Below are 25,264 nucleotides of genomic sequence, written 5' to 3'. Positions count from 1 at the left end.
GGAAGGAAGAGCGTGGGAAGGAAATGGAGAGAACCGGAAGAGAGAGCGGATGCCGCGGCCCGGCCGCGGCCCGACTCACTTCTTGTTCTGCTCGGCCGCGCGGCGCTGGGCGCGGTTCAGCGGGGCCTGCTGCGGCGCCTGTCCTCCGCCGTCGGTACGCTGTCCGAAGGCTCCGCGCTGCGGCTCGGCGGCGGGAGCGGCGGCCGGAGCCTGTGCGGCGGCCTGCGCGGCCGACGCGGCGGCAGCCGCCTGGCGGACGCGGTTCGTCGCCGCCTGCTGCACCTGACCGCGGTCGTTGCGCACCTCGACCTCGCCGGCGTCGTTCGCCGCCGAGTACTCCAGGCCCTGCGGAGCCGCGGGGATCGCGCCGAGGCCCTTGGCGTCGACCTCGGCCTCGCCCTCGCCCTGGCGCCGGACCTCGACCTCGAGGTTGTACAGGTAGCCGACCGACTCCTCCTTGATCTGCCCCATCATCGACTGGAACATCTGGTAGCCCTCGCGCTGGTACTCGATCAGCGGGTCGCGCTGAGCCATGGCGCGCAGGCCGATGCCGTCCTTGAGGTAGTCCATCTCATAGAGGTGGTCGCGCCAGCGGCGGTCGAGGACCTGCAGCACGACCCGGCGCTCGAGCTCGCGCGTGGCGGCCGTGCCGAGACTCTCCTCGCGCTTCGCGTACGCGATCCGCGCGTCGGAGAGGATCTCGCGCTTGAGCCCGTCGGCCGTGATGCCGCCCTTGCGGCCGGCCCCCTCGGCGACGACCTCATCGATCGTCACACTGACCGGGTAGAGCGTCTTGAGCTCGGTCCAGAGGGCGTCGAAGTCCCAGCTCTCGTTGTGGCCCGAGCCGGTGTGGTCGTCGATGACGGCGTTGATGGCGTCTTCGATGAAGTGCTGCACGCGGTCGGCGATGTCGTCGCCCTGGAGGATGTGGCGGCGGTCGGAGTAGATCGCCTCGCGCTGCCGGTTGAGGACGTCGTCGTACTTGAGGACGTTCTTGCGGATCTCGGCGTTGCGGGCCTCGACCTGGCTCTGCGCCGACTTGATGGCGCGGGAGACCATGCCGGACTCGATCGCCACGTCGTCGGGGAAGTTCGTGCGGGCGAGGATGGCCTCGGCTGCGCCCGACTGGAAGAGTCGCATGAGGTCGTCGGTCAGCGAGAGGTAGAAGCGGCTCTCACCCGGGTCACCCTGTCGGCCGGAGCGGCCGCGCAGCTGGTTGTCGATGCGACGCGACTCGTGGCGCTCGGTGCCGAGCACGTAGAGTCCGCCGGCCTCGACGACCTGGGTGCTCTCCTCGGCGACGCGCTCGCGCATCATGTCGTAAACAGCGTCCCACTCGGCCTCGTACTCGTCGGGCGTCTCGACCGGGTCGAGGCCCTTCGCCTTCATCTCCTGCACGGCGAGGAACTCGGCGTTGCCGCCGAGCATGATGTCGGTGCCTCGACCGGCCATGTTCGTTGCGACGGTGACGGCGCCCACACGGCCCGCGCGGGCGACGATCTCGGCCTCGCGTGCGTGGTTCTTCGCGTTGAGGACCTCGTGCTTGATGCCCTTCTTGGCGAGCAGGCGCGACAGGTACTCGCTCTTCTCGACGCTCACCGTGCCGACGAGCACCGGCTGGCCGACCGCGTTGCGCTGCGCGATGTCTTCGACCACCTGCGCGAACTTGGCCTGCTCGTTCTTGTAGACGAGGTCGGACTGGTCCTTGCGGATCATCGGCTTGTTCGTCGGGATCGGCACGACGCCGAGCTGGTACGTCGACATGAACTCGGCCGCCTCGGTCTCGGCGGTACCGGTCATGCCGGCGAGCTTGTCGTACAGGCGGAAGTAGTTCTGCAGCGTGACAGTGGCGAGCGTCTGGTTCTCGGCCTTGACCGGAACGGCCTCCTTGGCCTCGATCGCCTGGTGGATGCCCTCGTTGTACCGACGGCCGACCAGGATGCGGCCGGTGTGCTCGTCGACGATCATGACCTCGTCGTTCATCACGACGTAGTCGGTGTCGCGCTTGAACAGCGCGAGCGCCTTGATCGAGTTGTTGAGGAACGAGATGAGCGGCGTATTCGCCGACTCATAGAGGTTGTCGATGCCGAGGTAGTCCTCGACCTTCTCGATGCCGGGCTCGAGCACGCCGATGGTGCGCTTCTTCTCGTCGACCTCGTAGTCGACGCCGACCTCGAGGGTCTTCGCGATCTTGGCGAACTCGACGAACCACCGGTTGGCCTCGCCCGAGGACGGACCCGAGATGATGAGCGGCGTGCGCGCCTCGTCGATGAGGATCGAGTCGACCTCGTCGACGATCGCGTAGAAGTGGCCCCGCTGGACGAGGTCCTCCTTTCGCCACGCCATGTTGTCGCGCAGGTAGTCGAACCCGAACTCGTTGTTCGTGCCGTAGGTGATGTCGGCGTTGTACTGCTCGCGCCGGACCTCGGGCACCTGGCCCGCGACGATGATGCCCGTCGTCATTCCGAGCGCGCGATAGATGCGGCCCATGAGCTCTGCCTGGTACGACGCGAGGTAGTCGTTGACCGTGACGACGTGCACGCCCTTGCCGGCGATCGCGTTGAGGTAGACGGGGAACGCACCGGTGAGCGTCTTGCCCTCACCGGTCTTCATCTCGGCGATGTTGCCGAGGTGGAGCGCGGCGCCGCCCATGATCTGCACGTCGTACGCGCGCTGGCCCAGCGTGCGCTTCGCGGCCTCGCGGACGGCGGCGAACGCCTCGGGCATGAGCTGGTCGAGCGTCTCGCCGGCTTCGAAGCGGGCGCGGAGCTCGACGGTCTCGCCCCGCAGCTCCTCGTCGGTGAGGTGCGCGTAGTCCTCTTCGAGGGCGTTGACCGCCTTGACGACCTGCTGCAGCCGCCGGAGGATGCGACCCTCGCCGGCGCGAAGCAGTTTCTCGAGGGGGTTTGCCACGGAGTGTCTCCATCTGTCGGGTGGCGCGAACGGCGCCGGTGCCGCCGGGGCGCATGGCCCCAGACATACCTGCCTATGTTATCCACCCGTGACCTTGGTGTGCGCTGGGTGTGCACGGCGGCCGTCGAATCGATGCCCGGTATGCATATACTCGGCAACCAGATACGGGGTATGCACAATCGAACGGAGAACCATGTCGGTCCGGCAGAGCCTCTTGGCCATCCTCGACCAGGGGCCGTGCTACGGCTACCAGCTGCGCGCCGAGTTCGACCGCCGCACCGGCTCGACGTGGCCGCTCAACGTCGGCCAGATCTACAACACGCTGGACCGCCTCGAGCGCGACGGCCTCGTGGCGAAGGGCGAGATCGACGAGCACGGCCATGTGTACTGGCAGATCACGGATGCCGGAGCCGCCGTCGTCCGCCAGTGGCTGGGCGCCCCCGTCGCACGTTCGCAGGGAACGCGCGACGAGCTCGCGATCAAGCTCGCCGTCGCGGCCACCCTGCCGGGGGTCGACGTGGCGGAGATCATCCAGGCGCAGCGCCGCGCCTCCCTCGGCCAGCTCGAGTCGCTGAACCGCGCGGAGTACGCCGGCGCGAAGGCCGACGGCCCCGAGGAGCTCGCCTGGTCGCTCGTCGTCGACTCGATGGTCTGCGCGGCCGAGGCCGAACTGCGCTGGCTGGACCACACCGAGCAGCGCCTCGCCCGGCATCCCGATCATGGGATGGCGCTCGGCCTCTCCACCGAGCGACCCAAGCGCGGCCGTCCAGCGAGGGTCGAGGCATCCGTCGCCTGAGAAGTGAGACGAACCGCCCCCAGCCCGACACCTACAGGTGAACCCCGCTGGAGAGGACGTGTCATGACCCCCGCTGTGCCCGCGATCGACCCCGCCGCCATCCACCTGCCCCCGACGCAGCCGATAGACATCACCGAGCTCGCCGCGCAGTCGGTCCGCCCCCGCTGACCGGAGCCGCGGTCGCTCACGGGAAGGAAAGCGGATGCCGCGGCCGCGGCATCCTGTCGCCTCACAGGCGGCACGGACTACCCTGAAGCGTGACCGAAAGCGACTCCACGATCGTGGCCGAGGCTCCCGCAGAGCCCGCAGCGATGACGTTCTCCGATCTCGGATTGGGTGACGCAGTGCTCAAGGCGCTGCGCGATGTCGGCTACGAGACCCCCTCCGCCATCCAGGCGGCCACGATCCCTCCGCTCATCGCCGGGCGCGACGTGGTCGGGCTGGCGCAGACCGGAACCGGCAAGACGGCCGCCTTCGCGCTGCCCATCATCGACCGCCTCGACCTGTCGCAGAAGAAGCCGCAGGCGCTCGTGCTCGCCCCGACCCGCGAGCTGGCGCTGCAGGTCTGCGAGGCGTTCGAGAAGTACGCGTCGCACCTGAAGGGCGTGCACGTCCTTCCCGTCTACGGCGGTCAGGGCTACGGCGTGCAGCTGTCGGCGCTGCGTCGCGGCGTGCACATCGTCGTCGGAACGCCCGGCCGCATCATGGACCACCTCGACAAGGGCACCCTCGACCTGTCGGAGCTGACGTACCTGGTGCTCGACGAGGCCGACGAGATGCTCAAGATGGGCTTCGCCGAGGACGTCGAGACGATCCTCGCGGAGACCCCCGACACGAAGCAGGTCGCCCTCTTCTCGGCGACCATGCCGGCGACGATCCGCCGCATGTCGCAGCAGTACCTCCACGATCCCGAAGAGATCACGGTCAAGACCAAGACCACGACCTCGGCGACGATCACGCAGCGGTACCTCATCGTGTCGTTCCAGCAGAAGATGGACGCGCTCACGCGCATCCTCGAGGTCGAGAACTTCGACGGCATGATCGTCTTCGGCCGCACCAAGAGCGTCACCGAGGAGATCGCCGAGAAGCTGCGCGCCCGCGGGTATTCCGCCGCCGCAATCAACGGCGACGTCGCGCAGGTGCAGCGCGAGCGCACCGTCAATCAGCTCAAATCGGGCAAGCTCGACATCCTGGTGGCGACGGATGTCGCGGCCCGAGGCCTCGACGTCGAGCGCATCTCGCACGTGGTGAACTTCGACATCCCGACCGACACCGAGTCGTACGTGCACCGCATCGGCCGCACGGGCCGTGCCGGCCGCACCGGCGACGCGATCAGCTTCGTGACCCCGCGCGAGCGCGGGCTCGTGCGCGCCATCGAGCGCGCGACCCGCCAGGAGCTCACCGAGATGCAGCTGCCCAGCGTCGACGAGGTCAACGTCACGCGCCTCTCGCGCTTCGACGACCGCATCACCGCCGCGCTCGCCGAGTCCCAGCGCATCGACCGCTTCCGTGACATCGTCGCCCACTACGTGCGCAACCACGACGTGCCCGAGGTCGACGTCGCCGCCGCGCTCGCTGTCGTGGCACAGGGTGAGTCGCCGCTCCTCCTCGAGCCGGAGCCCGAGCGTCCCCGCTACGAGCCGCGCACCCGCGACGACCGCGCGAGCGGCGGTCGGTTCGACCGCGACGATCGCGGTGACCGGCCTGAGCGCCGCCAGCGCGCGCCGCGCGAGGGGATGGCGACGTACCGCATCGCCGTCGGCAAGCGTCACCGCGTCGAGCCGCGCCAGATCGTCGGCGCCCTCGCGAACGAGGGCGGCCTGCGCCGTGACGATTTCGGCGCGATCCAGATCCGCCCGGACTTCTCGCTCGTCGAGCTGCCCGCCGATCTGCCGCGCGGAACGCTGGAGCGACTGACCGACACGCGCATCTCGGGCCGGCTCATCGAGCTGCGGCTCGACACCGGCGGTCCCGGCCGACGCCGCGACGACGACGACCGCCCCGCACGCAAGCCCCGTCACCGCGACTGACGGCGGGTCCGCGCGTCGCGGCGGCGGCGGTCGGCAGCCGGCGTCCACAGGCGACCCCGACGCTCAGCCTGCTCCCCGTCACCGCCCATAGGATCGAAGGCATGGCCGGATTCTGGGGCAAACGCAAACGTGAGAACGAAGAGCTCGAGGCGCAGGACGCCGATCTGGCACGCCGCGCCCGCTCTGCACTCGTCTCGGCCGATGAGCGCATCCGGGTGACCACCGACGAACTCGCCTTCGCCGAAGCCGAGTTGGGCGCGGAACCCACCCGAGAGCTCCGCGACGCCCTCGAGTCGGTGCGCACCCATATGTCCGAGGCTTTCCACCTGCACCAGCTGAACCACGACGAGATCCCCGACACCCCGGAAGAGCTGCGCACCCGAAACGCGCGCATCGTCCAGCTGTGCGAGTGGGCCGAAGACCTGCTCGACGACCGCACTTCGGCGCTCGCGGCGCCGATCGAGCGGGCGCGCCGGGCTCCCGAGATCATCGCGGGAGTGCGAGCGGATGCCGAGCGCCTGCGTGCCCGGCTCCCCCAGGCGCGCGAGACGGTCCAGCGCCTGGCCGCGCGCTATTCGGCGGAGGCGCTCGCCCAGGTCGAGGCCAATCCCGCCGAGGCCGAGCAGCTGATCGGATTCGCCGAGCACAGCGCCGGGATCGCCGAGCGCCGCCGTGAGGCCGGTCAGCGCGAGCAGGCGAATCTCGCCCTCGAGGCCTGCACCGAAGCCGCGCGCCGAGCGGCGACACTCATCGACGCGGTCGAGACCTTCGAAGTGGAGGCCCTGCGTGCGGAGTCGACGCTGTCCGCGATCGTCGAAGACTCGCGCGACGACATCGTGGTCGCGCTCAGGGAGCCGCACAGCCCGGCCGTGAGCGCCGCGATCTCCAAGCTCCAGGACGCCCTGGCGTCGCTGCCGGCCGCCGGCGTCAACACCAACCCGTTCAGCCTGCTCTCGCGCCTGCGCGAGGCGAACGCCGGCCTCGACGAGGCCATCGCGAAGGCGCGCGAGCGCGCCGCGCGACCGATTCCCGCCTTCGAGCACGTGCGGCACTCGATCGACGACGGCGACCGGCAGCTCGCGGTCGCCCGCGACGTCATCGCCGGGCACCGCGGGTGGATCGGCGCCGACGCGCGCACACGCCTGGCCGAGGCCGAGCGCATCCGGATCGACCTCGACCGCTACCTCGGCATGTCGGCCTCCGCTGCGACCACCATCGACGAGGATCACCGCGAGCAGGCCATGGCGATGTCGCGCCGCGTGGCGTTCCTGGCAGGCGAGGCGCTGCAGCTCGCGCAGCGCGACATCGACGCCTCGCGCCCGCAGGGCGGTCCCGATCAATGGGGCGGTCCGCAGCAGCAGGGCTGGGGCGGCGGCCGCCGCGGCGGCGGCGACCTCATGGGCGGCATCCTCGGCGGTCTCGTGATCGGCAGCATCCTCGACGGCTTCATCGACTGACTCGTCGACGACAGGCGAATGCCCCGGCCTTCCGGCCGGGGCATTCGCTCGTTCAGCGCGCGGGAGCCCCTAGGAGGCGACCGCCTCGGGGGCGGCCTGCGTCGTGAGCGAGATCACGCCGTAGTCCCAGCCCTTGCGGCGGTACACCACGCTGGGGTGGTCGGTGCGGGCGTCGACGAACAGGAAGAAGTCGTGGCCGACCAGTTCCATCCGGTCGACCGCCTCCTCCACCGACATCCATTCCGGCTCGAACTCCTTCGTGCGGATGACGACGGGCGTGTAGCCCTCCTCCTCTTCATTGCCGGTGACGATCGGGATCTCGCCGGTCGCGACGGCGCGGAGCACGTCGGCCGATGCCGGCTGCACATCGATCCCCTGGATGGCGCCGCTGCCCTTGTCGAGTTTGGCGCCCCGCGGGTGGTTGCGGGCGTCCACGCGCTTGTCCTTCGCGCGTCGCAGCTGCTCGCACAGCTTGTCGACCGCGAGATCGAGCGCAGTGAACTTGTCACCGTCAGTGGCCTCGGCCCGGACGATCGGGCCCTTTCCGGTGAGCGTCAGTTCGACGGTGTCGTCCTCCACGCGTCCGTTGTGATACGCGCGGTGAGTGACCTTGACGTCCACGCGCTGAGCGCGCGGAGCGAGGTGTTCGATGCGGGCAGCCTTGTCTTCGACGACCGAGCGAAAGCGATCTGTCACTCCCACTCCCACGCCGACGATGCTGGTTTCCATCCCTGACCTCCTTGTTCCGGTCCTCCCGGCCAAGGGCGGACCATCAGTCGCCTTGTCTCCCCCACGCTAGCCCCGCGGGAGGCACCTGTCACCTGTGAGTTTGGAATGCGACCCACGCCTGCTCCTCGCCGCTGGCCCGGCGCGGCGTGGCAGCGATGGTCGCGGCCCCGATGACGTCGGCACCCGCCTCGCGGAGCGCACGGACGGCCTCCGCGAGGCTGACTCCGGTGGTGACGACGTCGTCGATCACGATGACCGCGAGGCCCGCGGCATCCCGCGACGACAGACTGTGCGCGACGTTCGCCCGGCGCTGATCGCGGTCGAGACCGCGCTGGTCGGCGGTGCGGCGGACCGGACGCAGCAGCCGCGTGAGGGGCAGACCCGCACGCCGCGCCACCAGGTCGGGCACCCGGTAGCCGCGGCGACGGAACGACGCACGGGAGGTCGGCATGGGCACGAGCACGGCGCCCGGGCCGGCGAGTTCCGCCACGGCGGCCGCGAGCGCGGGCGCGAGCGCTCTGGCCAGCGGCGTGCGGCCCTCCTCCTTGATCGCCCGCACGACCCGCGCCGTCACGCCCTCGAAGCGGAGTCCGCTGCACACCGCGATCGGGCCGCCGGCCGCGTCGACCCGGCGCGTGTCGGTCCGCGGCGTCAGCGCATCGCTGCACGCCTCGCACAGGTCGGCGTCGGGTGCACCGCACCCGGCGCACACCACGGGGAGGAGCAGCGCGAGCGCGTCGGCGAGCGCCGCGCTCACGACCGAGCGAGCGGGTCGGTGCGAGGTCATGCCCTCGAGTGTGGCGGGGCCGCCGGATGCCGCAGCCGCTGTGCCCGCGCGTCGGAGATCATCGCGCGCGGGAGCGCGGCTGGGGAGGAGACGCTACTCGGGCGCGCCCTGCTGGGTCGCGAGCAGGAGCACATCCGAGGCCGTCGGCTGCCATCCCGTTCCGCGCTTGACGTAGAGGGCTCCGTCGGTCGCGCGCAGGCGCGCGCTCGAGAGGGACGTGCCGCCCGCGATGGACGCCATCCCTGCGGATGCCGAGCTCGTCGAGCCCGTGCCGCCCACCACCTGCTCGAGGATCGAGGACCCCTCGGCATCGCCGGAGAGCACGCCCACCGACTCGTCGTCGAGCCAGGCGAGGCCTATGCCGCCCGACAGTTCGGCGAGCTGCACGGGATCGCCGAGGCGGATGGGCACCTGGTCGTCGGGGTCGCGCACGATCCCGGCCACCCACAGGGCGCTGCGGCCCCCCGCCGAGACGATCGCGGCGGCCCGGGTGCCGTCGCGCGACACCGCCATCGCCGTGATCGAGGTCGCTCCGGACCATGAGTCCGTGACGTCGACGGCCGTGCCGTCGGGCAGGAAGACGCGCAGCGCGGCGAGCTCGTCCCGCGGGACGCTCCAGATCATGCCGAACGGGTCGATCGACGGATCGACCAGCCCCGGCCGCGAGTCGAGGACCTCATATGTCTCGTCCTCACGGAATCGCATCACCTCGCCCGTCTCGAGACGCGCGGCGGCCGCCCGGCGATCGGGCGCGAGCTGCACCGCGACGGGGGCGAACTGCTCGACGAGGGGCGAGATGCCGGGCACGGGGTCGAGGGTGTCGCCCCCGGTGATGAACCCGAAGCCCTCGGCGGTGAGCACGAGGGGAGCTCCCGGCACGCGCGTGGAGCGGACGTCGATCGCCTCGACGTCGATCGGCACCGACTCCACGGTGAGCTCGACGTCGGTGACGTTCGTCGTGCGCAGGCTCGCGAGCAGCTGCGTGTACATGCGGTCGAGGGTCTCGGGATCCGCCGACAGCGCGGCCTCGTTGAGGTCGACCTCGGCGACGCTGCCTGTCACCGGCACCGAAGGGAGGACCTCGACGCTCTCGGGGAAGGCCGACGCGACGGACTCGGCGAGCCAAGCGCTCGGCGGACCGTCGACGAGCGCCTGTGCAACGCGTCCGGCCGAGTTGGTGGTGGGGAACCAGCGTGAATCGGGCACGAGGTACTGCCACGAGGGGTCGAAGTACATGACCGCGTACCGGTGGAACACCCGCGGGAAGACGTTCTCGTCGAGCACGACGCCGTCGGGGGCGAAGCTGATGCGCCACTCCCCGTCGACCTGCACGAGCTCGAATCCGAGCAGTCGCTCGCCGACGGCGGCTCGCTCATAGGTGCCGATGTCGTCGACCGTCGCGACGGCGCTGATCGCGACCTCGACGTTGCCCTCGGTGTTCTCGGTCGGGAAACGGTCCCCGAGGACGTCGACCGTCACGCCGGCCTCCGGGCGCCATTCGGCCGCGAAGTCCTCGGTCAGGAACTCGCGCGCGCGGTCCCAGTTCGCGCCGAGACCCGGGCCGGAGCCCGCGCGCATGAATCCCTCCACGATCTGCACCGGCGATGCGCCGGGCTGAGGGCTGTCCGGCAGGAGGAACGAGATCTCCTCGTCGTCGGGCGCGTCCGCCGTGCCGAGTCCGTAGTTGATCCGTCCGCTCGTCGGCAGCCCCGCACATGCGGTGAGCACCACGGCGAGCATGGCGATGAGCAGGATCGGGATGCTGCGGCGACGGGTCATGACGCACCACCCCGGGGCGCGGCATCCCGAGCATCCACGACGTCGGGCTGCGCGATCTGGATCGGCTGGGTGAGCCCCAGGTCGACCGCGCCGATCGAGTCGTCGCCCGGATCGAGCGGGATCGGCGAGGGGCCGACGAGCGGGCCACCGCTGCGGGGCAGCGTGAGGACGAAGTTCGTGCCGCGCCCGAGCTCCGACCACACGGCGAGCGCGCCGCCGTGCAGACGCGCGTCGCCGAGCGCGATCGAGAGGCCGAGCCCGGTGCCGCCGATCGTGCGCGTGCGCGAGGGGTCGGCCCGCCAGAACCGGTCGAACACGCGCTCGACCTCGTCGGGCTTCATGCCGAGGCCGTAGTCGCGCACCCCGATGGCGACGGCCTGCTGGTTGCTGTCGACGGTGACGACGATGGGCCGGCCCTCGCCGTGCTCGATCGCGTTGCCGAGCAGGTTGCGCACGACGCGTCGCACGCGGCGGGGATCCATGTCGACCGGCGAGTAACCGCCGGGCGCCACGAGGCGCACGTCGCTGCCATGCTGCTCGGCGAGCTGCTCCATCGAGGTGATCACGTCCTCCGCGAGGTGGGCGAGGCTCGTCGCCTCGAGTTCGAGCTGGACCGATCCGGCGTCGTAGCGGCTGATCTCGAGCAGGTCGGTCAGGAGCGTCTCGAACCGCTGCACCTGGTTGTTCAGCAGTTCGGCGGCTCGGGCGGTGGCGGGGTCGAAGTCCGCACGCTGGTCGTTGATCATGTCGGCGGCCAGACGGATGGTCGTCAGCGGCGTGCGCAGCTCGTGCGACACGTCGGAGACGAACCGCTGCTGGACGAGCGAGAGGTCGGCGAGCTCCTTGATCTGCGACTCGATGCTGTCCGCCATGGCGTTGAACGAGCGTCCGAGGGTCGCCAGCTCGTCCTCGCCGCGCACCGGCAGGCGCACGCCGAGCTCGCCGGCGGCGAGCTTGGCGCTGGTGTCGGCGGCCTCGCCGATCGGCGTCGTCACGGAGCGCAGCACGAACCAGGCGATGCCGCTGATCAGCAGCACCAGGCCGATGCCGACGATCCAGAGCGTGCCCTGGACGAACCCCAGCGTCTGCGGGGCGTTCTCGAGGTCGTACGCGAGGTACAGCTCGTACGGGGCCACCCCCGGAACCGTGAGCTGCTGGCCGACGACGATGCCGGGAACCGTGCTGCCGTCGTCGGTCGGCATCGCGAAGGACTGCCAGACCTGCCGGTCGGCGCTCGCGCGCACCGCCTCGCGCAGCGACTCGCTGATGGAGTCCTCGAAGCGCAGGTTGCTCGTGAAGTCCTGCGGCGCGGCGGGCGCCGGCGGGCCGATCCGGAACGCCGCGCGCATGTCGCTCGAGGACTGGGCCGCGAGGGTGCCCTGCGCGAGGATCATCACGTTCTGCAGCTGGACGCTGTCGCTCTGCGCCGTTGCGCTGTCGAGCGTGCGCTGGGCGGCCGTCGCGCCGCGCAGGGCGTCGTCGAGCACCTGGTCCTTGCGCGAGACGAAGAGGTCGTTCTGGATGGCGAGCGCCATCCAGACGCACGCCACGATGACGGCGAGGGCGGTCAGGCCGAACGTGACCAGCAGGGTCCGGAAGCGCAGTGAGCGACGCCACAGCGCGACGATGTTCCCGGGCCAGGCGCGCCAGTCGCGCCATCCCGCGAGCGGCGTCCGGGTGGCCGTCACCCCCGTGATCGGGGCCGTCATCGGCGCCTCAGACGACGGCGCCGGCGCGGTAGCCCACGCCGCGCACCGTGGTCACGATCTTCGGGTTGTCGGGATCGAGCTCGACCTTCGCGCGCAGACGCTGGACGTGGACGTTCACGAGGCGCGTGTCGGCCTTGTAGTGGTAGCCCCACACCTGCTCGAGGAGCATCTCGCGGGAGAACACCTGCTGCGGCTTCGAGGCGAGCGCGACGAGCAGCTCGAACTCGAGCGGAGTGAGGGCGATCGGGGTGTCACCGCGACGGACCTCGTGCGCGGCCACATCCACCGTCAGGTCGCCGATGCGGAGGTGGTCGTTGGCGGGCTGGCTCGCCGGGCGCAGCCGGGTCTTGATCCGCGCGACGAGCTCCTTCGGATTGAAGGGCTTGACGATGTAGTCGTCAGCGCCCGACTCGAGGCCCTTCACGACGTCGGCGGTGTCGGTGCGGGCGGTCAGCATGATGATCGGGACGCCGGACTCGGCGCGCACGCGGGTGCAGATCTCGATGCCGTCCATGCCCGGCAGCATGAGGTCCAGGAGGATCAGGTCGGGGCGCTCGGTGCGCCAGGCGTCGACCGCCTTCGCGCCGTCCGCGCAGAACGCCGTGTCGAACCCCTCGGTGCGCAGCACGATGCCGATCATCTCGGCGAGAGCGGTGTCGTCGTCGACCACCAGGATGCGTGAAGTCATCGCGCGGGTTCGTCCTTCTTCTTGGGCACGCGGGGCACGGCACGGACGGCGCCGTCCCCCTGCGCTCCCCACAGAGTAGTCGACCCCGCCTGAGGACAGGCCGAAGACCGGCCGTGACGCCGCCGAGCGTCCGACCGGGGGGCCGCGGGAGGCCCCAGCGGATATGACACGATAGGGGCAGCCAGCGAAGGCGCTCCGCCCGTGCGGAAGCTCGATCCAGAGGGGAAGACCGTGACCGCCTATCCGGCTTGGACACCGGCATCCCGACCGGGCATCATCCCGCTGCACCCACTGTCGTTCGGCACGATGCTCGGGCGCTCCTTCTCCGCGCTGCGCCAGAACCCACGGGTGCTCCTCGGCTTCGCGCTGATCGTGCAGACGCTCGCCTACCTCATCGTCACGGCGGCCATCGTGGCGGTGGCCTGGGCGTCGTTCACCCGTCTCGACACGCTGCAATACGGCACGGAGGAGTTCGACGCCGTGATGGCCGGGTCCGTCGCCATCACCCTGATCGCCGGCCTGGTCCTCGGGCTGGCTGCGGGCGCGATCGGCGTCATCGTCCAGGGCATCGTCGTGATCGAAGTGGCCCATGCGGCCGTGGCCGAGAAGCTGCGCCTCTCGGCGCTGTGGCGCCAGCTCAAGCCCGTGGTCTGGCGGCTCATCGGCTACACCCTGCTACTCACCCTCGCCGCTATCGTCGTCGTCGGTGCCGTGGTCGCCGCGATCGTCGGGATCGCCATCGCCGCGGGGCCCCTCGCGATCCTGTTCGCCGTGCTCGCCATCCTCGCCGCGATTCCGCTGACCCTGTGGCTGATGATCAAGCTGCTGCTCGCGCCGTCGGCGATCATCCTCGAGCACGCCACCATCGGCCAGGCGCTCGCGCGGTCGTGGCGGCTGACCAAGGGGCGCTTCTGGCCGGCGTTCGGCGTGATCATCCTGATCTCGCTCGTCTTCGGCTTCGTCGCCCAGATCGTCAGTATCCCGTTCAGCTTCCTCAGCACCGGGCTGACCACGGTCATCGCCCCCACCGGCGATCCCGAGCCGTCCGCGATCATCGCCATGATCGTCGCGCTCCTGCTCACCCAGGCGGTCACGCTCCTGCTGCAGTCGGTGGCCGTCGTCGTGCAGTCGACGGCGACCGCGATCATCTACATCGACTGCCGCATGAGACACGAGGGCCTCGACCTCGATCTGCTCGCCTACGTGGAGCGACGGGATGCCGGCGCCGCCGCGCTCCCCGACCCGTACCGCGAGCACATCGGGCGGGCGATTGCGCCCCGCGTCCTGCAGCCCGTGTACGCCGCGCCCGCCGGCTATCCCCCGGTCTACGGTCAGCCGCCCGCGGCGTACGGCGCGCCGCCGGCGTACGGCCAGCCCGCCGGCGCGTACGGTCAGCCGCCGCAGGCGCCGCTCCCGACACAGCCGCCCCTCGTGCCCCCGTACGCACGCCCGGCGGATGCCCAGCCCGCTCCGGCGCAGGCACAGCCCGCCCCGGCCGACGAGCCCCCCGCCCCTGCGCCGACCGCGTGGACCGCTCCGGGCGCTCCGGCCGACGGCGCCGACCGAGAGTCCCCGTGGGCTTGAGCGCCGTCGCGCTCGGCGCCGTGGCGACGTCCGTCGCGATGCGCCGCGCCGCCGACGCCGGCCCGGTGACTCCGGACGGTGAGGAGGCGCGGCGCTGGGCGGAGCAGGAGCTCTCCGACCCGGTCTACGACATCGCCGAGCCGACGCCGTTCGACCGCATCGCCCAGGCGGTCTCCGAGTTCTTCCAGCGACTCTTCTCCACCGAGCTGTCGGGCGAGTGGGGCTCGGCCGTGGCCGTCGTCGCGGCGATCGTGGTGATCGCCCTCATCGCGGTGGCCTTCGCGATCTGGGGCGTGCCACGCTCCTCTCGACGCGCCCGTGGGCAGTCCCCCACGCTCTTCGGCGAGGCGGAAGGACGCTCGGCCGCCGAGCTGCGGTCGGCCGCGGCATCCCACGCCCGGAACGCCGACTGGGACGCGGCGATCGTGCTGCACTTCCGCGCACTCGCCCGCGGGTGCTTCGAGCGCGGCGTCGTGGACACGCCCCCGGGAGCGACGGTCCACGCCTTCGCCCGCGCGGCCGCACGGGTGTTCCCCGACCTCGGCGACGAGCTCGAGCAGGCGGCGACCGCCTTCGACGCCGTCCGCTATCTGCGGCGTCCCGGTAGCGCCGACCTCTATCGCCAGGTCGCCGAGACCGACGCGGCGGTCGTCGCGGCGAGGCCGACGGTCCGGGCGGAGGTCTCCGCGTGAGCGCAGTGGCCGAGGCAGCCCCCGACGCGGCCGCGACGCCCGACTCTCCCCGCCGCGCGCGCCGGGTGACGACGTGGATCGTGATCGCCGTCGTCCTGCTGATCGTGGGCGGGATCGGCGCGGCGATCGCGGCCGCGGGCGAATGGAACGAGCGCGACGAACTGGATCCCGAGTCGGCCGGTCCCTCCGGGACCCGCGCGCTCGTCGAGGTCCTCCGCGACCGCGGCCTCGAGGTGCGGGTCGTGCGCGACCGGGGCGACGCGGCAGCCGCCCTGACCGGCCAAACCGCGACGCTCGTCCTCCCCGACACCCCCGCCCTGTCGGACGAGGGGCTGCAGAACCTCGCCGATCGCGCGGACGACCTCGTTCTCATCGACCCGCGCTCGCGCTCGCTCGACCTGCTCATCCCGGGTGCCGACACCGCCGGCTTCGCCGGTCTCGACAGGGTCGATCCCGACTGCGACCTTCCCGACGCGGTCCGCTCCGGCCCCGTCGAACCCGGGGTCGTCCTCGTGCCGAACGGTGCGGAGGAGACCAGCGCGCCCGACGTCTCGGCGTGCTACCCGGCCGGCGACGGCTACGGACTGCTCGTCGCCCCGCACGGCGACGGGCGTGCAGCCGCGGTCGACGGCACCGTCCTCTTCACCAACGACGCCCTCGCCGACGACGGCAACGCCGCCCTCGCGATCAACCTGATGGGGCGGCATCCGCTCGTCGTCTGGTACCAGCCTGGGCTCGGCGACACCGACCTGACCGACACGGATCCCTCGCTGGGCGAGCTGACCCCGCCGTGGGTGAGTCCGGTCATCGTGCTCCTGCTCGTGGCCGGGGTCGCGGCGGGGATCTGGCGCGGACGCCGCTTCGGTCCGCTCGTGGCCGAGCGCCTCCCGGTGACCGTGCGCGCGTCCGAGACCACCGAAGGCCGCGCGCGCCTCTACGCCCAGTCGCGCGACGCGCTGCACGCCGCCGACCAGCTGCGCATCGGCGCCCTCGGGCGGCTGGGCAAGGTCCTCGGACTCGGTCCGTCCGCCTCCGCACCCGAGATCGCCGACGCCGCGGCCGCGCGCGCCGGAATCGACTCCGGCGCCGCCCGGCGGATCCTCATCGACGATGTGCCCGCCACGGACGCCGAGCTCGTCGCCCTCAGCCTGCAGCTTCGCCACCTCGAGGACGCCGTGCACGCGGCCGTCCGCCCGGAAAGGAACCCTCGATGACCGACACTCCCCCGATCGACGCTGTCGCGTCCGACGACGCGGCGCTGCGCGAGGCCATGAACCGTGTGCGCCTGGAGGTGGGCAAGGCCGTGGTCGGGCAGGACGGAACAGTGACCGGCCTGCTCATCGCGGTCCTCGCGCGCGGCCACGTGCTGCTCGAGGGGGTTCCGGGCGTCGCCAAGACGCTGCTCGTGCGGGCGTTCTCCACGGCGCTGGGTCTCGACACCAAGCGCATCCAGTTCACGCCCGACCTCATGCCCGGCGACGTCTCGGGCTCCCTGATCTACGACGCCCGCTCCGGAGAGTTCGAGTTCCGGGAGGGCCCCGTCTTCACCAACGTGGTGCTCGCCGATGAGATCAACCGCACGCCCCCGAAGACCCAGGCCGCGCTGCTGGAGGCCATGGAGGAGCGTCAGGTCTCCGCCGACGGCGTGACACGGCCGCTGCCCGACCCCTTCCTCGTGGCGGCGACGCAGAACCCGATCGAGCACGAGGGCACGTACACGCTGCCCGAGGCGCAGCTCGACCGGTTCCTGCTGAAGCTCATCGTCGACGTGCCGGCCCGCGATGCCGAGCTCGCCGTGCTGCGTCGCCACGCGAGCGGATTCGATCCGCGCGACCTCGCCGCGGCGGGACTCGAGCGCGCTGCGACGGCGGACGAGATCCGCGCGGCACAGCGGGCCGCGGCATCCGTCACCGTCTCCGACGACGTGCTGGGCTACGTCGTCGACCTCGCGCAGGCGACCCGCCGCAGCCCGTCGGTGCAGCTGGGGGTGAGCCCGCGCGCCGCGACGGCGCTGCTGGCCGCGGCGAAGGCCTGGGCGTGGCTCGGCGGCTCCCCCGCCATCACGCCCGACCACGTCCAGACCATGCTGCTCCCGACGTGGCGTCACCGCATCCGCCTGCGTCCTGACGCGGAGCTCGAGGGCGTCTCTGTCGACGCGGTCCTCGGGTCGGTCGTGCAGCAGACGCGCGTTCCGATCTGAGTCGGATGATCCTGGACTAGCCGCATGTATCTCACCGGACGCACTCCCCTGCTGATCGCCCTGGGCGTCGTTCCCGTCGTGCTGCTCTCGCTGGCCGGCGTGGACGCGTGGCTCGCGGCCGCGGGCTGGGTGGTCCTGTGCGCGATCGTGGTGCTGGTCGACGCCGCCGCGGCGCCCGATCCGCGACAGGTCAGCATCGAGAGACGGATGCCGCGCCGCGTGCTGCTCGGAGAGCCCGCGGTCGCCGAGGTCGGGCTCCGCAACACCGGCTCGCGTACTCTGCATGGGCGATTCCGCGACGCGTGGCAGCCGACGGCAGGCGCGCCGGAAGCCCGCGTGCCGATGGTCATCCCGCCCGGCGAGCGGCGCATGTCGCCGATTCCGCTGCTCCCGCGGCGTCGCGGCGAGCTGGCGACCGCCTTCGTCGTCGTCCGCTCCGACGGCCCGCTGCGGCTCGCCGGCCGGCAGGCGAGGATCGACGCCCGCGGTGTCATCCGGGTGCTTCCGCCGTTCACCGCCCGCCGCCACCTGCCCTCGCGCCTCGCCCGCCTCCGCGAGCTCGACGGCAACACGAGCGTCCAGGTCCGGGGCCAGGGCACCGAGTTCGACAGCCTCCGCGAGTACGTCCGCGGCGACGACGTCCGCGCGATCGACTGGCGCGCCACGGCACGCTCGACCACGACGATGCTGCGCACGTGGCGCCCGGAGCGCGACCGTCACGTCGTGATCGTCGTGGACACCGGACGCACGTCCGCCGCCCGCGTCGGCGACGCCGTGCGCCTCGATGCCGCGATGGAGGCGGCGCTCCTCCTCGCGGCGCTGGCCAATCGCGCCGGCGATCACACGCACCTGCTGATGTTCGACCGCGTCATCCGCGCCCGCGTCACGCGCGTCGACGGCCCCGCGCTGCTGCCGGCGCTCGTCGACGCCATGGCGCCGGTGCAGCCGCAGCTGATCGACACCGACTGGGACGCGGCGTTCGCCCAGATCCGCGCCCTCACCTCGCGGCCCTCCCTGGTCGTGCTGCTCACCGCGCAGGACGCCGCCGATGCCGCCCGCGGCTTCCTCGGATCGCTCCCCGGGCTCACCGCCCGCGCCCACGTGCTCGTGGGCACCGTCACGCAGGAGACGCCGCCGCGCGAGGAGCGGCCGGACGCGGCATCCGTCTACCGCGAAGCGGCCGCGGAGAAGACGGCGCGGGATGCCGCGACCGTCGCGGCCGCGATCGGACGGGCGGGCGCCGAGGCGATCGCCGACGGCCCCGAGCTGCTTCCTCCCCGCATCGCCGACCGCTATCTCGCGCTCAAGGCCGCCGGACGCCTCTGATCCGGACGTTTTCGTCACCTACGGACACTCCGCCGTCGGTTCCTGGGAATCACCTGACAGTGGCGGTACCCTCGCGACGAGGAAAGGGGTCCGTCCATGCCTGACACCACCACCACGCTCAGCACGCCCAGCACCGCGAACAAACTCGTCGCGGAGGCTCTCGGAACGTTCCTGCTCGTCTTCGGCTCGATCGGCGCGGCCCTGTTCGCGTCCGACTTCGGCACCGGGTCGAACGGCTCATCGCTCGGCATCGGCTTCATCGGCGTCTCGCTGGCCTTCGGCCTGACGCTGCTCGCCGGCATCTACACCTGGGGACCGATCTCGGGCGGGCACTTCAACCCGGCCGTCACCTTCGGGCTCGCCGCCGCGGGACGCTTCCCGTGGAAGGACACCCCGGGCTATCTCATCGCGCAGATCGTCGGCGGCGCGCTGGCCACGACGCTCATCGTGCTCATCGGCATCTTCGGCCCCGCCGACTGGCTGACCACCGCGCAGGACGGCGGCTTCGCGAGCAACGGCTTCGGCGAGCACTCGCCCGGCGGCTTCGGCCTCGGTGCGGCGATCATCGCCGAGATCCTGTTCACCGCGGTCTTCCTGATGGTGATCCTCGGCGTGACGCACCCCCAGCGCGGAACCGCCGGGTTCGCGGGTCTGGCGATCGGCCTCACGCTCACCTTCATCCACCTGGCGTCGATCCCGATCGACAACACGTCGGTCAACCCGGCGCGCTCGATCGCCACGGCGATCTATGGCGGGCCGGCGGCCCTTGGCCAGCTGTGGGTGTTCATCGTGTTCCCGCTCGTCGGCGGCCTGCTCGCAGGATTCCTGCATCGCGCGCTGTTCGAGTCGAAGGGGTCCGTGCCGCCCGCCCCGGCGGAGGCGCGCGTCAAGTAACCCTCGCACCAACGCCGAAGCGGCTCGTCCCGGGAGGGACGGGCCGCTTCGTCGTGTGCGCCCGCCGGCGCCTTAGGCGGACTGCGGCCGGGTGCGACGCCTAAGGCCCCGGAGCCGCTGGAACCTGGGCACAGTGCCGATCCGCGGGGTGCTCCTTAGAGAGGAATGTCTGTGTCATCGAACCCCGCCGGACACCGGCCCCACCTCAGGAGCACATCATGAACACGACCTTCTACTTCGAGACGATGGCCCGCCAGCAGGAGCGCGAGGTCGCCGCCATGGCCGAGCTGCGTCGCCGGAGCGATGAGCGCGCCGCCGCAGACCGGAGCACCGCTCCCGCCACCGCCCGCCTCTTCGTCCGCGGCGCGCTGCGCCGGCTGCGGACCCGCCTGCAGACGGCCTGAGCTCCCTCGCCCTCCTCCCGCGGAAGGTCGACGTGCCACTATCGAGTATGGAATCCCCCGCGCGGACGAGCCTGGTCGGACGGGATGCCGAGATGCAGCGCCTCGCCGAGGCCTTCGCGCTGTCCGCCGGCGGTCAACGCGCCGTGGTCGTCAGCGGCGAAGCGGGGATCGGCAAGTCGCGGCTGGTCACGGACTTCCTGTCGACGATCGGCGACGCAGCCGTCGTGACCGTCGGCTCCTGCTACGAGTCACAGGACATCGCGCCCTTCGTCCCGATTCGCCAGATCCTGCGGCAGCTGCCCGCCGCGGTCGGCGCCGAGGAGTGGGATGCCGCGATCGCCCCGGTCGCCCGGACCCTCGCCGGCCTCCTGCCCGTCGGGCTCGGGGCCGGCCTCGAACCCGATCTCTCCCCCGCGCGAGTCCACGAGGCCGTCGACCTCGTCTTCGAGGAGCTGTCGGCGACGCGTCCTCTCGTCGTCGTCATCGAGGATCTGCATTGGGTCGACACCTCGACCCTCGGCCTGCTCGGTGCGATCCTCCGCTACCGCACGTCAGGACGTCGCTTCCTGATCCTGACCTACCGGACCGACGACGTGCCACGCGGGCATCCGCTGCGCGGGTTCCTTCACGACGTGGACCGCGGTCGCCTCGCCACTCGCATCGAGCTCACGCCGCTCCCCCGCGATGCCGTGGCGCAGATGGCCGTCGAAGGTCGCGGACGCATGGCCGAGGCCCGGGAGCTGGACCGCCTCATCGAGCGCAGCGACGGCATCCCCTTCTTCATCGAAGAGCTGCTCGGCCTCGCCGACGGTCAGCTGGCCGACTCGCTCCGCGACGTGGTGCTCGCACGGTACGACCGCATGAGCGAAGGCACCAAGCGCGTGCTGCGCGTCCTCGCCATCGGCGAGAGCATCGATCACCGCGTGCTCGCCGGCGTGGCCGACGAGCTGGGGATCCCCGGCGACGCTTTCGAGGACGCACTGCGCGAGGCGGCGTCCGGCGGGATCATCACGGTCGCCGACGAGGCCTACCGATTCCGCCATGCCCTGAGCCGCGAGGCCGTCGCCGACGAGATCCTCCCCGGCGAGAAGGACCGGCTGCACGCCGCGTATGCGAAGCGCCTCGACTTCGCGGCCGATCCTTCGGTGGCGAGCGAGGCCGCACGGCACTGGCTCGCCGCGCACGAGCCGGCTCTGGCCTTCGACGCCTACCTCGCGGCGCTGGACGACGCCCGCGCGACCTTCGGGTTCCGCGCGCAGTCGGCGATCCTGGAACGGCTCGTCGAGCTCTGGCCGCTCGTGCCGGACGCCGACGCGCGCAGCGGCCTGACGCGCGCACGCGCTGTCATCGCCGCCGCCGAGGCCGCCGATCGGGGCGGTCTCACGTCGCGCATCCGCCCGCTTCTCGACATCGCGGAGTCGCTCCTCGGCCCCGATGACGCACGCGGACGCGGGGAGCTCCTGCTGCTGACGCACTCGCAGGCCGTCTCGAGCGGGCGCGTCACCGAGACGATCGCCGCCGGACTCGAAGCCCTCGACCTGCTCGCGGCCTTCGAGGATGCGGCTGCGATCGCGGCGAGGGCGCGGGTCCACGGCAACCTCGGCGGTCTCCCGTCCGAGGCGTTCGCCGATGGCGCGGCGCACGCCGCGCGGGCGCGGGCCTTCGCCGCCCAGCTCGGCGACAGCGATCTCGAGGCCTATGTGCGCTCGTCGCTCGCCGTCGACGCGATCGAGGCGGGCGACGAGCGGGTCCCCCTCGACCTGCGCGACTTCGTGCGGTCGACTTCGTTCGTCTCGCCCGAAGCGGAGCTCCGTCTGACGCTCAACACCGTGGACGGGCTGCATCGCGTGGGTCGGTTCGCCGAGGCGGCCGAGCTCGGTCGCAACGGTGTCGCTCGAGCCGAGGAGCTGCAGCACGGACGCACCTGGGGAACTCTCATCAGCGGGAATCTCGCCGATTCGCTGGCCGCCGTCGGAGCGCTCGACGACGCCCGCCCGTTCGCAGAGCGCACGCTCGGTCTGGCACCGGCCCTCGACTTCGCCGCCTACGGACTGCGTCAGCTCGTCCGCCTCGAGGTGCTCGCCGACCGGCTCGACCACGCGGCCTCGCTGCTCGACGTGCATGCCGATCTCGTGCGCCACCCCGAGCTCAGCGAGGAGGAGACGCGCGGGCTCCGGATCGCCCGCGCCGAACTGGCGGTCGCACGCGGCGAGCAGGACGTCGCGTGGGACGAGCTGCGGCCTCTCTCCGACGACCTCTCGAACGACTTCCCCGCCTCCGAGGCGATGTACCCGCTGTTCGCGGCGTGCGAGATCGCCGCCGCACGGCGTGCTGCCGGCGCCCGCGTCGACGAGGCCGTCGGCCTCGCACACGAGGCGCTCGCGATCATGCCGCCGACTCCGCGCACGGCACGCTGGCGCGCCGTGACCGACGCGTACGCCGCGCCGACGGCCGATAACTGGTCGCGTGCGGTCGACGCCGCGGACCACGCCTCGGTGCATCGCTGGATGCTCGCACCGGTGATCCTGCACCATGCGGCAGCGCTCGCGGCCGACGGCGAGCGCGCACCCGCGCGAGCGGCCGCCGAGCGAGCACTGGGCGTCGCCCGGAGCATCGGAGCCGCGCGCGACGTCCGGCGCGCGCGCGAGCTGCAGGCACGCCTGACCGGCGGGGGCTCGCGGGGCGGCCTCCTCACCCCGCGTGAGCGCGACGTGCTGCTCCTGCTGCGCGAGGGCCTCACGAATCGGCAGATCGGCGCGCGGCTCTACATGAGCCCGAAGACCGCGAGCGTCCATGTGACCGCTCTGCTGCGCAAGCTCGAGGTGTCGTCGCGCACCGAGGCCGCCGTTCGCGCGGGGAGCCTCCTCGACGACCCCGCTGGCGAGTAGCGACCGCGCGGAACGCGGAAGCGGCCCGCCCCCGTGGGGGCGGGCCGCTTCGTCGCTCTGGCGGGAGGGTCAGACGAGGTCGAAGCGATCGAGCTCGGTGACCTTGCCCCAGGCCTTGGCGAAGTCGCGGACGAACTTCTCCTTCGCGTCGTCGGATGCGTAGACCTCCGCGACCGCGCGCAGCTCCGAGTTCGAGCTGAACAGCAGGTCGACGCGGGTGCCGATGCCGACGGGCTCGCCCGAGCCGTCCTTCGAGCCCGAGAAGGCGTGGGCGCCCGGGTCGAGCGGCTTCCACGTCGTACCGAGGTCGAGCAGGTTCACGAAGAAGTCGTTCGTGAGCACGCCCTTGCGGTCGGTGAAGACGCCGTAGTCGGATCCGTCCCAGTTCGCACCGAGGACGCGCAGGCCGCCGACGAGGACCGTCATCTCGGGGGCGCTCAGCGTGAGGAGGTTCGCCCGGTCGATCAGGTGGTGCTCCTCGGGCATGAACGCGCGGGGTCCGTAGTAGTTGCGGAACCCGTCGGTGATCGGCTCGAGGAACGTGAACGACTCGACGTCGGTCTGCTCCTGCGTGGCGTCGGTGCGGCCCGGGTGGAAGTCCACCTCGACCTCGACGCCGGCATCCTTCGCCGCCTTCTCGACCGCGGCGTTGCCCGCGAGCACGATGAGGTCGGCGACCGACACCTTCTTGCCGTCGGTGCGCCCGTCGTTGAAGGAGGCCTGGATCTCCTCGAGGCGGCCGAGGACGGTCTGCAGCTGGGCCGGCTTGTTGACCTCCCAGTCCTTCTGCGGCGCGAGGCGGATGCGGGCGCCGTTGACGCCGCCGCGCTTGTCGCTGCCGCGGAACGAGGATGCCGCGGCCCACGTGGTCTCGACGAGCTCCGACACCGTGAGGCCCGACTCGAGGATCTGCGCCTTCAGCGCCGCGGCGTCCGCCGCGTCGATCAGCTCGTGGTCGACGGCCGGAACGCGATCCTGCCAGAGCAGCTCCTCGGCGGGGACCTCGGCGCCGAGGTAGCGCTGGATCGGCCCCATGTCGCGGTGCGTCAGCTTGAACCAGGCACGGGCGAACGCGTCGGCGAAGGCCTCGGGGTCGTCCTTGAAGCGGCGCGAGATCTTGTCGTACGCAGGGTCGGTGCGCAGCGCGATGTCGCTCGTGAGCATGCGCGGCTCGCGACGTCCGTCCGAGTGGGCGAGGGGCACCATGTCGGCGCCGCCGCCGTTGATCGGACGCCACTGGTGGCCACCGCCCGGGCTGCGCATGAGCTCCCACTCGTACGCGTAAAGGATGTGGAAGAACTCGTTGTCCCAGCGCGTGGGGTGGTACGTCCACGTCACCTCGAGGCCGGAGGTGATCGTGTCGTCTCCGTGGCCGGTGCCGTAGTTGTTCTTCCAGCCCAGACCCTGCTGCTCGAGGCCGGCGGCCTCGGGGTTGTCCTCGATGTTCGTGTCGGGCGCCGCACCGTGGGTCTTGCCGAAGGTGTGGCCGCCGGCGATGAGCGCGACGGTCTCCTCGTCGTCCATCGCCATGCGACCGAAGGTCTCGCGGATGTCGCGCGCCGAGGCGAGCGGGTCGGGGTTGCCGTTGGGGCCCTCGGGGTTGACGTAGATGAGACCCATCTGCACAGCGGCGAGGGGGCGCTCGAGCTCGCGGTCGCCCGAGTAGCGCTCGTCGTCCAGCCACGTGGTCTCGGGGCCCCAGTACACGTCGGCGTCGGGCTCCCACACGTCGGCACGGCCGCCGGCGAAGCCGAAGGTCTTGAAGCCCATGGACTCGAGCGCGACGTTGCCGGCGAGGATGATCATGTCGGCCCACGACAGCGACTGGCCGTACTTCTTCTTGACGGGCCACAGCAGGCGCCGCGCCTTGTCGAGGTTCACGTTGTCGGGCCAGCTGTTCAGCGGAGCGAAGCGCTGCTGACCCGCACCGCCGCCGCCGCGGCCGTCGGTGATGCGGTAGGTTCCCGCGCTGTGCCACGCCATGCGGATCATGAGGGGGCCGTAGTTGCCGAAGTCGGCCGGCCACCAGTCCTGCGAGGTCGTGAGCGTCTCGGCGATGTCGGCCTTGACCGCTGCGAGGTCGAGGGACTCGAACGCGGCCTTGTAGTCGAAGCCCTCGCCGAGCGGGTTCGCGACCGCCGGGTTCTTCGCCAGGATCTTGAGGTTCAGCTGGTTCGGCCACCACACGCTGTTGGCGTTGCCGGAGGTCGGGTGCGGCTGCCCGCCGTGGATCACCGGGCAGCCCTCGGACTCGTTCGGGCGGGGGCGGGTCTCGCCGTCCTCGCGCTCGTCGACCGGGGTGTCGATCGGCGTGACGGCCTGATCGGCGTCGGTGGGGTTCGCGCCGATGGGCTCGGCGGCCTCATGGGTGGATTCCATGGGTTTCCT

General features: G+C 71.6%; 18 protein-coding genes. 11 read left to right on the top strand and 7 right to left on the bottom strand.

The features are described from left to right. Positions 1–75: 75 nt before the first annotated feature. Positions 76–2,913 (bottom strand): preprotein translocase subunit SecA, encoded by a 2,838-nt coding sequence (secA, locus tag JX005_RS02455; protein ID WP_214465804.1) that lies wholly within the window; start codon positions 2,911–2,913, stop codon positions 76–78. 193 nt (positions 2,914–3,106) lie between these two features. On the opposite strand from secA, the gene JX005_RS02450 reads away from it, so the two are divergent. From JX005_RS02450 to JX005_RS02440, 3 genes are all read left to right on the top strand, one after another. Beyond that, positions 3,107–3,709 (top strand): PadR family transcriptional regulator, encoded by a 603-nt coding sequence (locus JX005_RS02450; RefSeq protein WP_214465803.1) that lies wholly within the window; start codon positions 3,107–3,109, stop codon positions 3,707–3,709. Positions 3,710–4,020: 311 nt separating this feature from the next. Beyond that, positions 4,021–5,739: a DEAD/DEAH box helicase gene (locus JX005_RS02445; RefSeq protein ID WP_214466063.1), complete on the top strand. Its 1,719-nt coding sequence runs from the start codon at positions 4,021–4,023 to the stop codon at positions 5,737–5,739. 101 nt (positions 5,740–5,840) lie between these two features. Next, positions 5,841–7,196, top strand: a complete 1,356-nt coding sequence (locus tag JX005_RS02440; RefSeq protein ID WP_214465802.1) for a hypothetical protein — start codon at positions 5,841–5,843, stop codon at positions 7,194–7,196. Positions 7,197–7,265: 69 nt separating this feature from the next. Here JX005_RS02440 and hpf read toward each other — a convergent pair whose 3' ends face one another. The 5 genes from hpf to mtrA all read right to left on the bottom strand — a co-directional run bounded on the left by hpf (position 7,266) and on the right by mtrA (position 12,888). Further along, positions 7,266–7,925, bottom strand: a complete 660-nt coding sequence (gene hpf / locus JX005_RS02435; RefSeq protein WP_214465801.1) for a ribosome hibernation-promoting factor, HPF/YfiA family — start codon at positions 7,923–7,925, stop codon at positions 7,266–7,268. A gap of 88 nt (positions 7,926–8,013) precedes the next feature. Next, positions 8,014–8,712, bottom strand: coding sequence for a ComF family protein (locus JX005_RS02430; RefSeq protein ID WP_214465800.1), 699 nt, complete (start codon positions 8,710–8,712; stop codon positions 8,014–8,016). 93 nt (positions 8,713–8,805) lie between these two features. Further along, positions 8,806–10,491, bottom strand: coding sequence for an LpqB family beta-propeller domain-containing protein (locus JX005_RS02425; RefSeq protein ID WP_214465799.1), 1,686 nt, complete (start codon positions 10,489–10,491; stop codon positions 8,806–8,808). Then, positions 10,488–12,200 (bottom strand): MtrAB system histidine kinase MtrB, encoded by a 1,713-nt coding sequence (gene mtrB, locus JX005_RS02420; protein ID WP_214465798.1) that lies wholly within the window; start codon positions 12,198–12,200, stop codon positions 10,488–10,490. Before mtrB ends, JX005_RS02425 begins: the two co-directional genes overlap by 4 nt. A gap of 7 nt (positions 12,201–12,207) precedes the next feature. After that, positions 12,208–12,888: an MtrAB system response regulator MtrA gene (gene mtrA / locus JX005_RS02415; RefSeq protein ID WP_214465797.1), complete on the bottom strand. Its 681-nt coding sequence runs from the start codon at positions 12,886–12,888 to the stop codon at positions 12,208–12,210. A 231-nt stretch (positions 12,889–13,119) separates the two neighbouring features. On the opposite strand from mtrA, the gene JX005_RS02410 reads away from it, so the two are divergent. The 8 genes from JX005_RS02410 to JX005_RS02375 all read left to right on the top strand — a co-directional run bounded on the left by JX005_RS02410 (position 13,120) and on the right by JX005_RS02375 (position 22,876). Further along, complete coding sequence (locus tag JX005_RS02410) at positions 13,120–14,472, top strand: DUF7847 domain-containing protein (RefSeq protein WP_214465796.1); 1,353 nt, start codon at positions 13,120–13,122, stop codon at positions 14,470–14,472. Then, positions 14,463–15,164: a DUF4129 domain-containing protein gene (locus JX005_RS02405; RefSeq protein WP_214465795.1), complete on the top strand. Its 702-nt coding sequence runs from the start codon at positions 14,463–14,465 to the stop codon at positions 15,162–15,164. Before JX005_RS02410 ends, JX005_RS02405 begins: the two co-directional genes overlap by 10 nt. Next, positions 15,161–16,378, top strand: coding sequence for a DUF4350 domain-containing protein (locus tag JX005_RS02400; RefSeq protein WP_307858478.1), 1,218 nt, complete (start codon positions 15,161–15,163; stop codon positions 16,376–16,378). The genes JX005_RS02405 and JX005_RS02400 overlap by 4 nt, the downstream gene beginning before the upstream one ends. Next, on the top strand, positions 16,375–17,364 hold the full coding sequence (locus JX005_RS02395; protein ID WP_214465794.1) for an AAA family ATPase: 990 nt from the start codon (positions 16,375–16,377) through the stop codon (positions 17,362–17,364). The genes JX005_RS02400 and JX005_RS02395 overlap by 4 nt, the downstream gene beginning before the upstream one ends. 24 nt (positions 17,365–17,388) lie before the next feature. Further along, positions 17,389–18,690 carry a DUF58 domain-containing protein gene (locus tag JX005_RS02390; RefSeq protein WP_214465793.1) on the top strand — a complete coding sequence of 434 codons (1,302 nt, stop codon included), beginning with the start codon at positions 17,389–17,391 and terminating at the stop codon, positions 18,688–18,690. 96 nt (positions 18,691–18,786) lie between these two features. Then, on the top strand, positions 18,787–19,584 hold the full coding sequence (aqpZ, locus tag JX005_RS02385) for an aquaporin Z (RefSeq protein WP_214465792.1): 798 nt from the start codon (positions 18,787–18,789) through the stop codon (positions 19,582–19,584). Positions 19,585–19,802: 218 nt separating this feature from the next. After that, positions 19,803–19,988, top strand: a complete 186-nt coding sequence (locus JX005_RS02380) for a hypothetical protein (RefSeq protein ID WP_214465791.1) — start codon at positions 19,803–19,805, stop codon at positions 19,986–19,988. Between the two features lie 47 nt (positions 19,989–20,035). After that, complete coding sequence (locus JX005_RS02375) at positions 20,036–22,876, top strand: helix-turn-helix transcriptional regulator (RefSeq protein WP_214465790.1); 2,841 nt, start codon at positions 20,036–20,038, stop codon at positions 22,874–22,876. Between the two features lie 69 nt (positions 22,877–22,945). Here the strand turns inward: JX005_RS02375 and katG are convergent, their stop codons facing one another. Beyond that, positions 22,946–25,255 carry a catalase/peroxidase HPI gene (gene katG, locus JX005_RS02370; protein WP_214465789.1) on the bottom strand — a complete coding sequence of 770 codons (2,310 nt, stop codon included), beginning with the start codon at positions 25,253–25,255 and terminating at the stop codon, positions 22,946–22,948. Positions 25,256–25,264 lie beyond the last annotated feature (9 nt).

Origin of the sequence: Microbacterium flavescens (genome assembly GCF_018588945.1) — a bacterium.
Classification (GTDB): domain Bacteria; phylum Actinomycetota; class Actinomycetes; order Actinomycetales; family Microbacteriaceae; genus Microbacterium; species Microbacterium flavescens.
The sequence above is the reverse complement of the archived record's forward strand: the minus strand, read 5'-3'. Positions and strand labels throughout refer to the sequence as shown.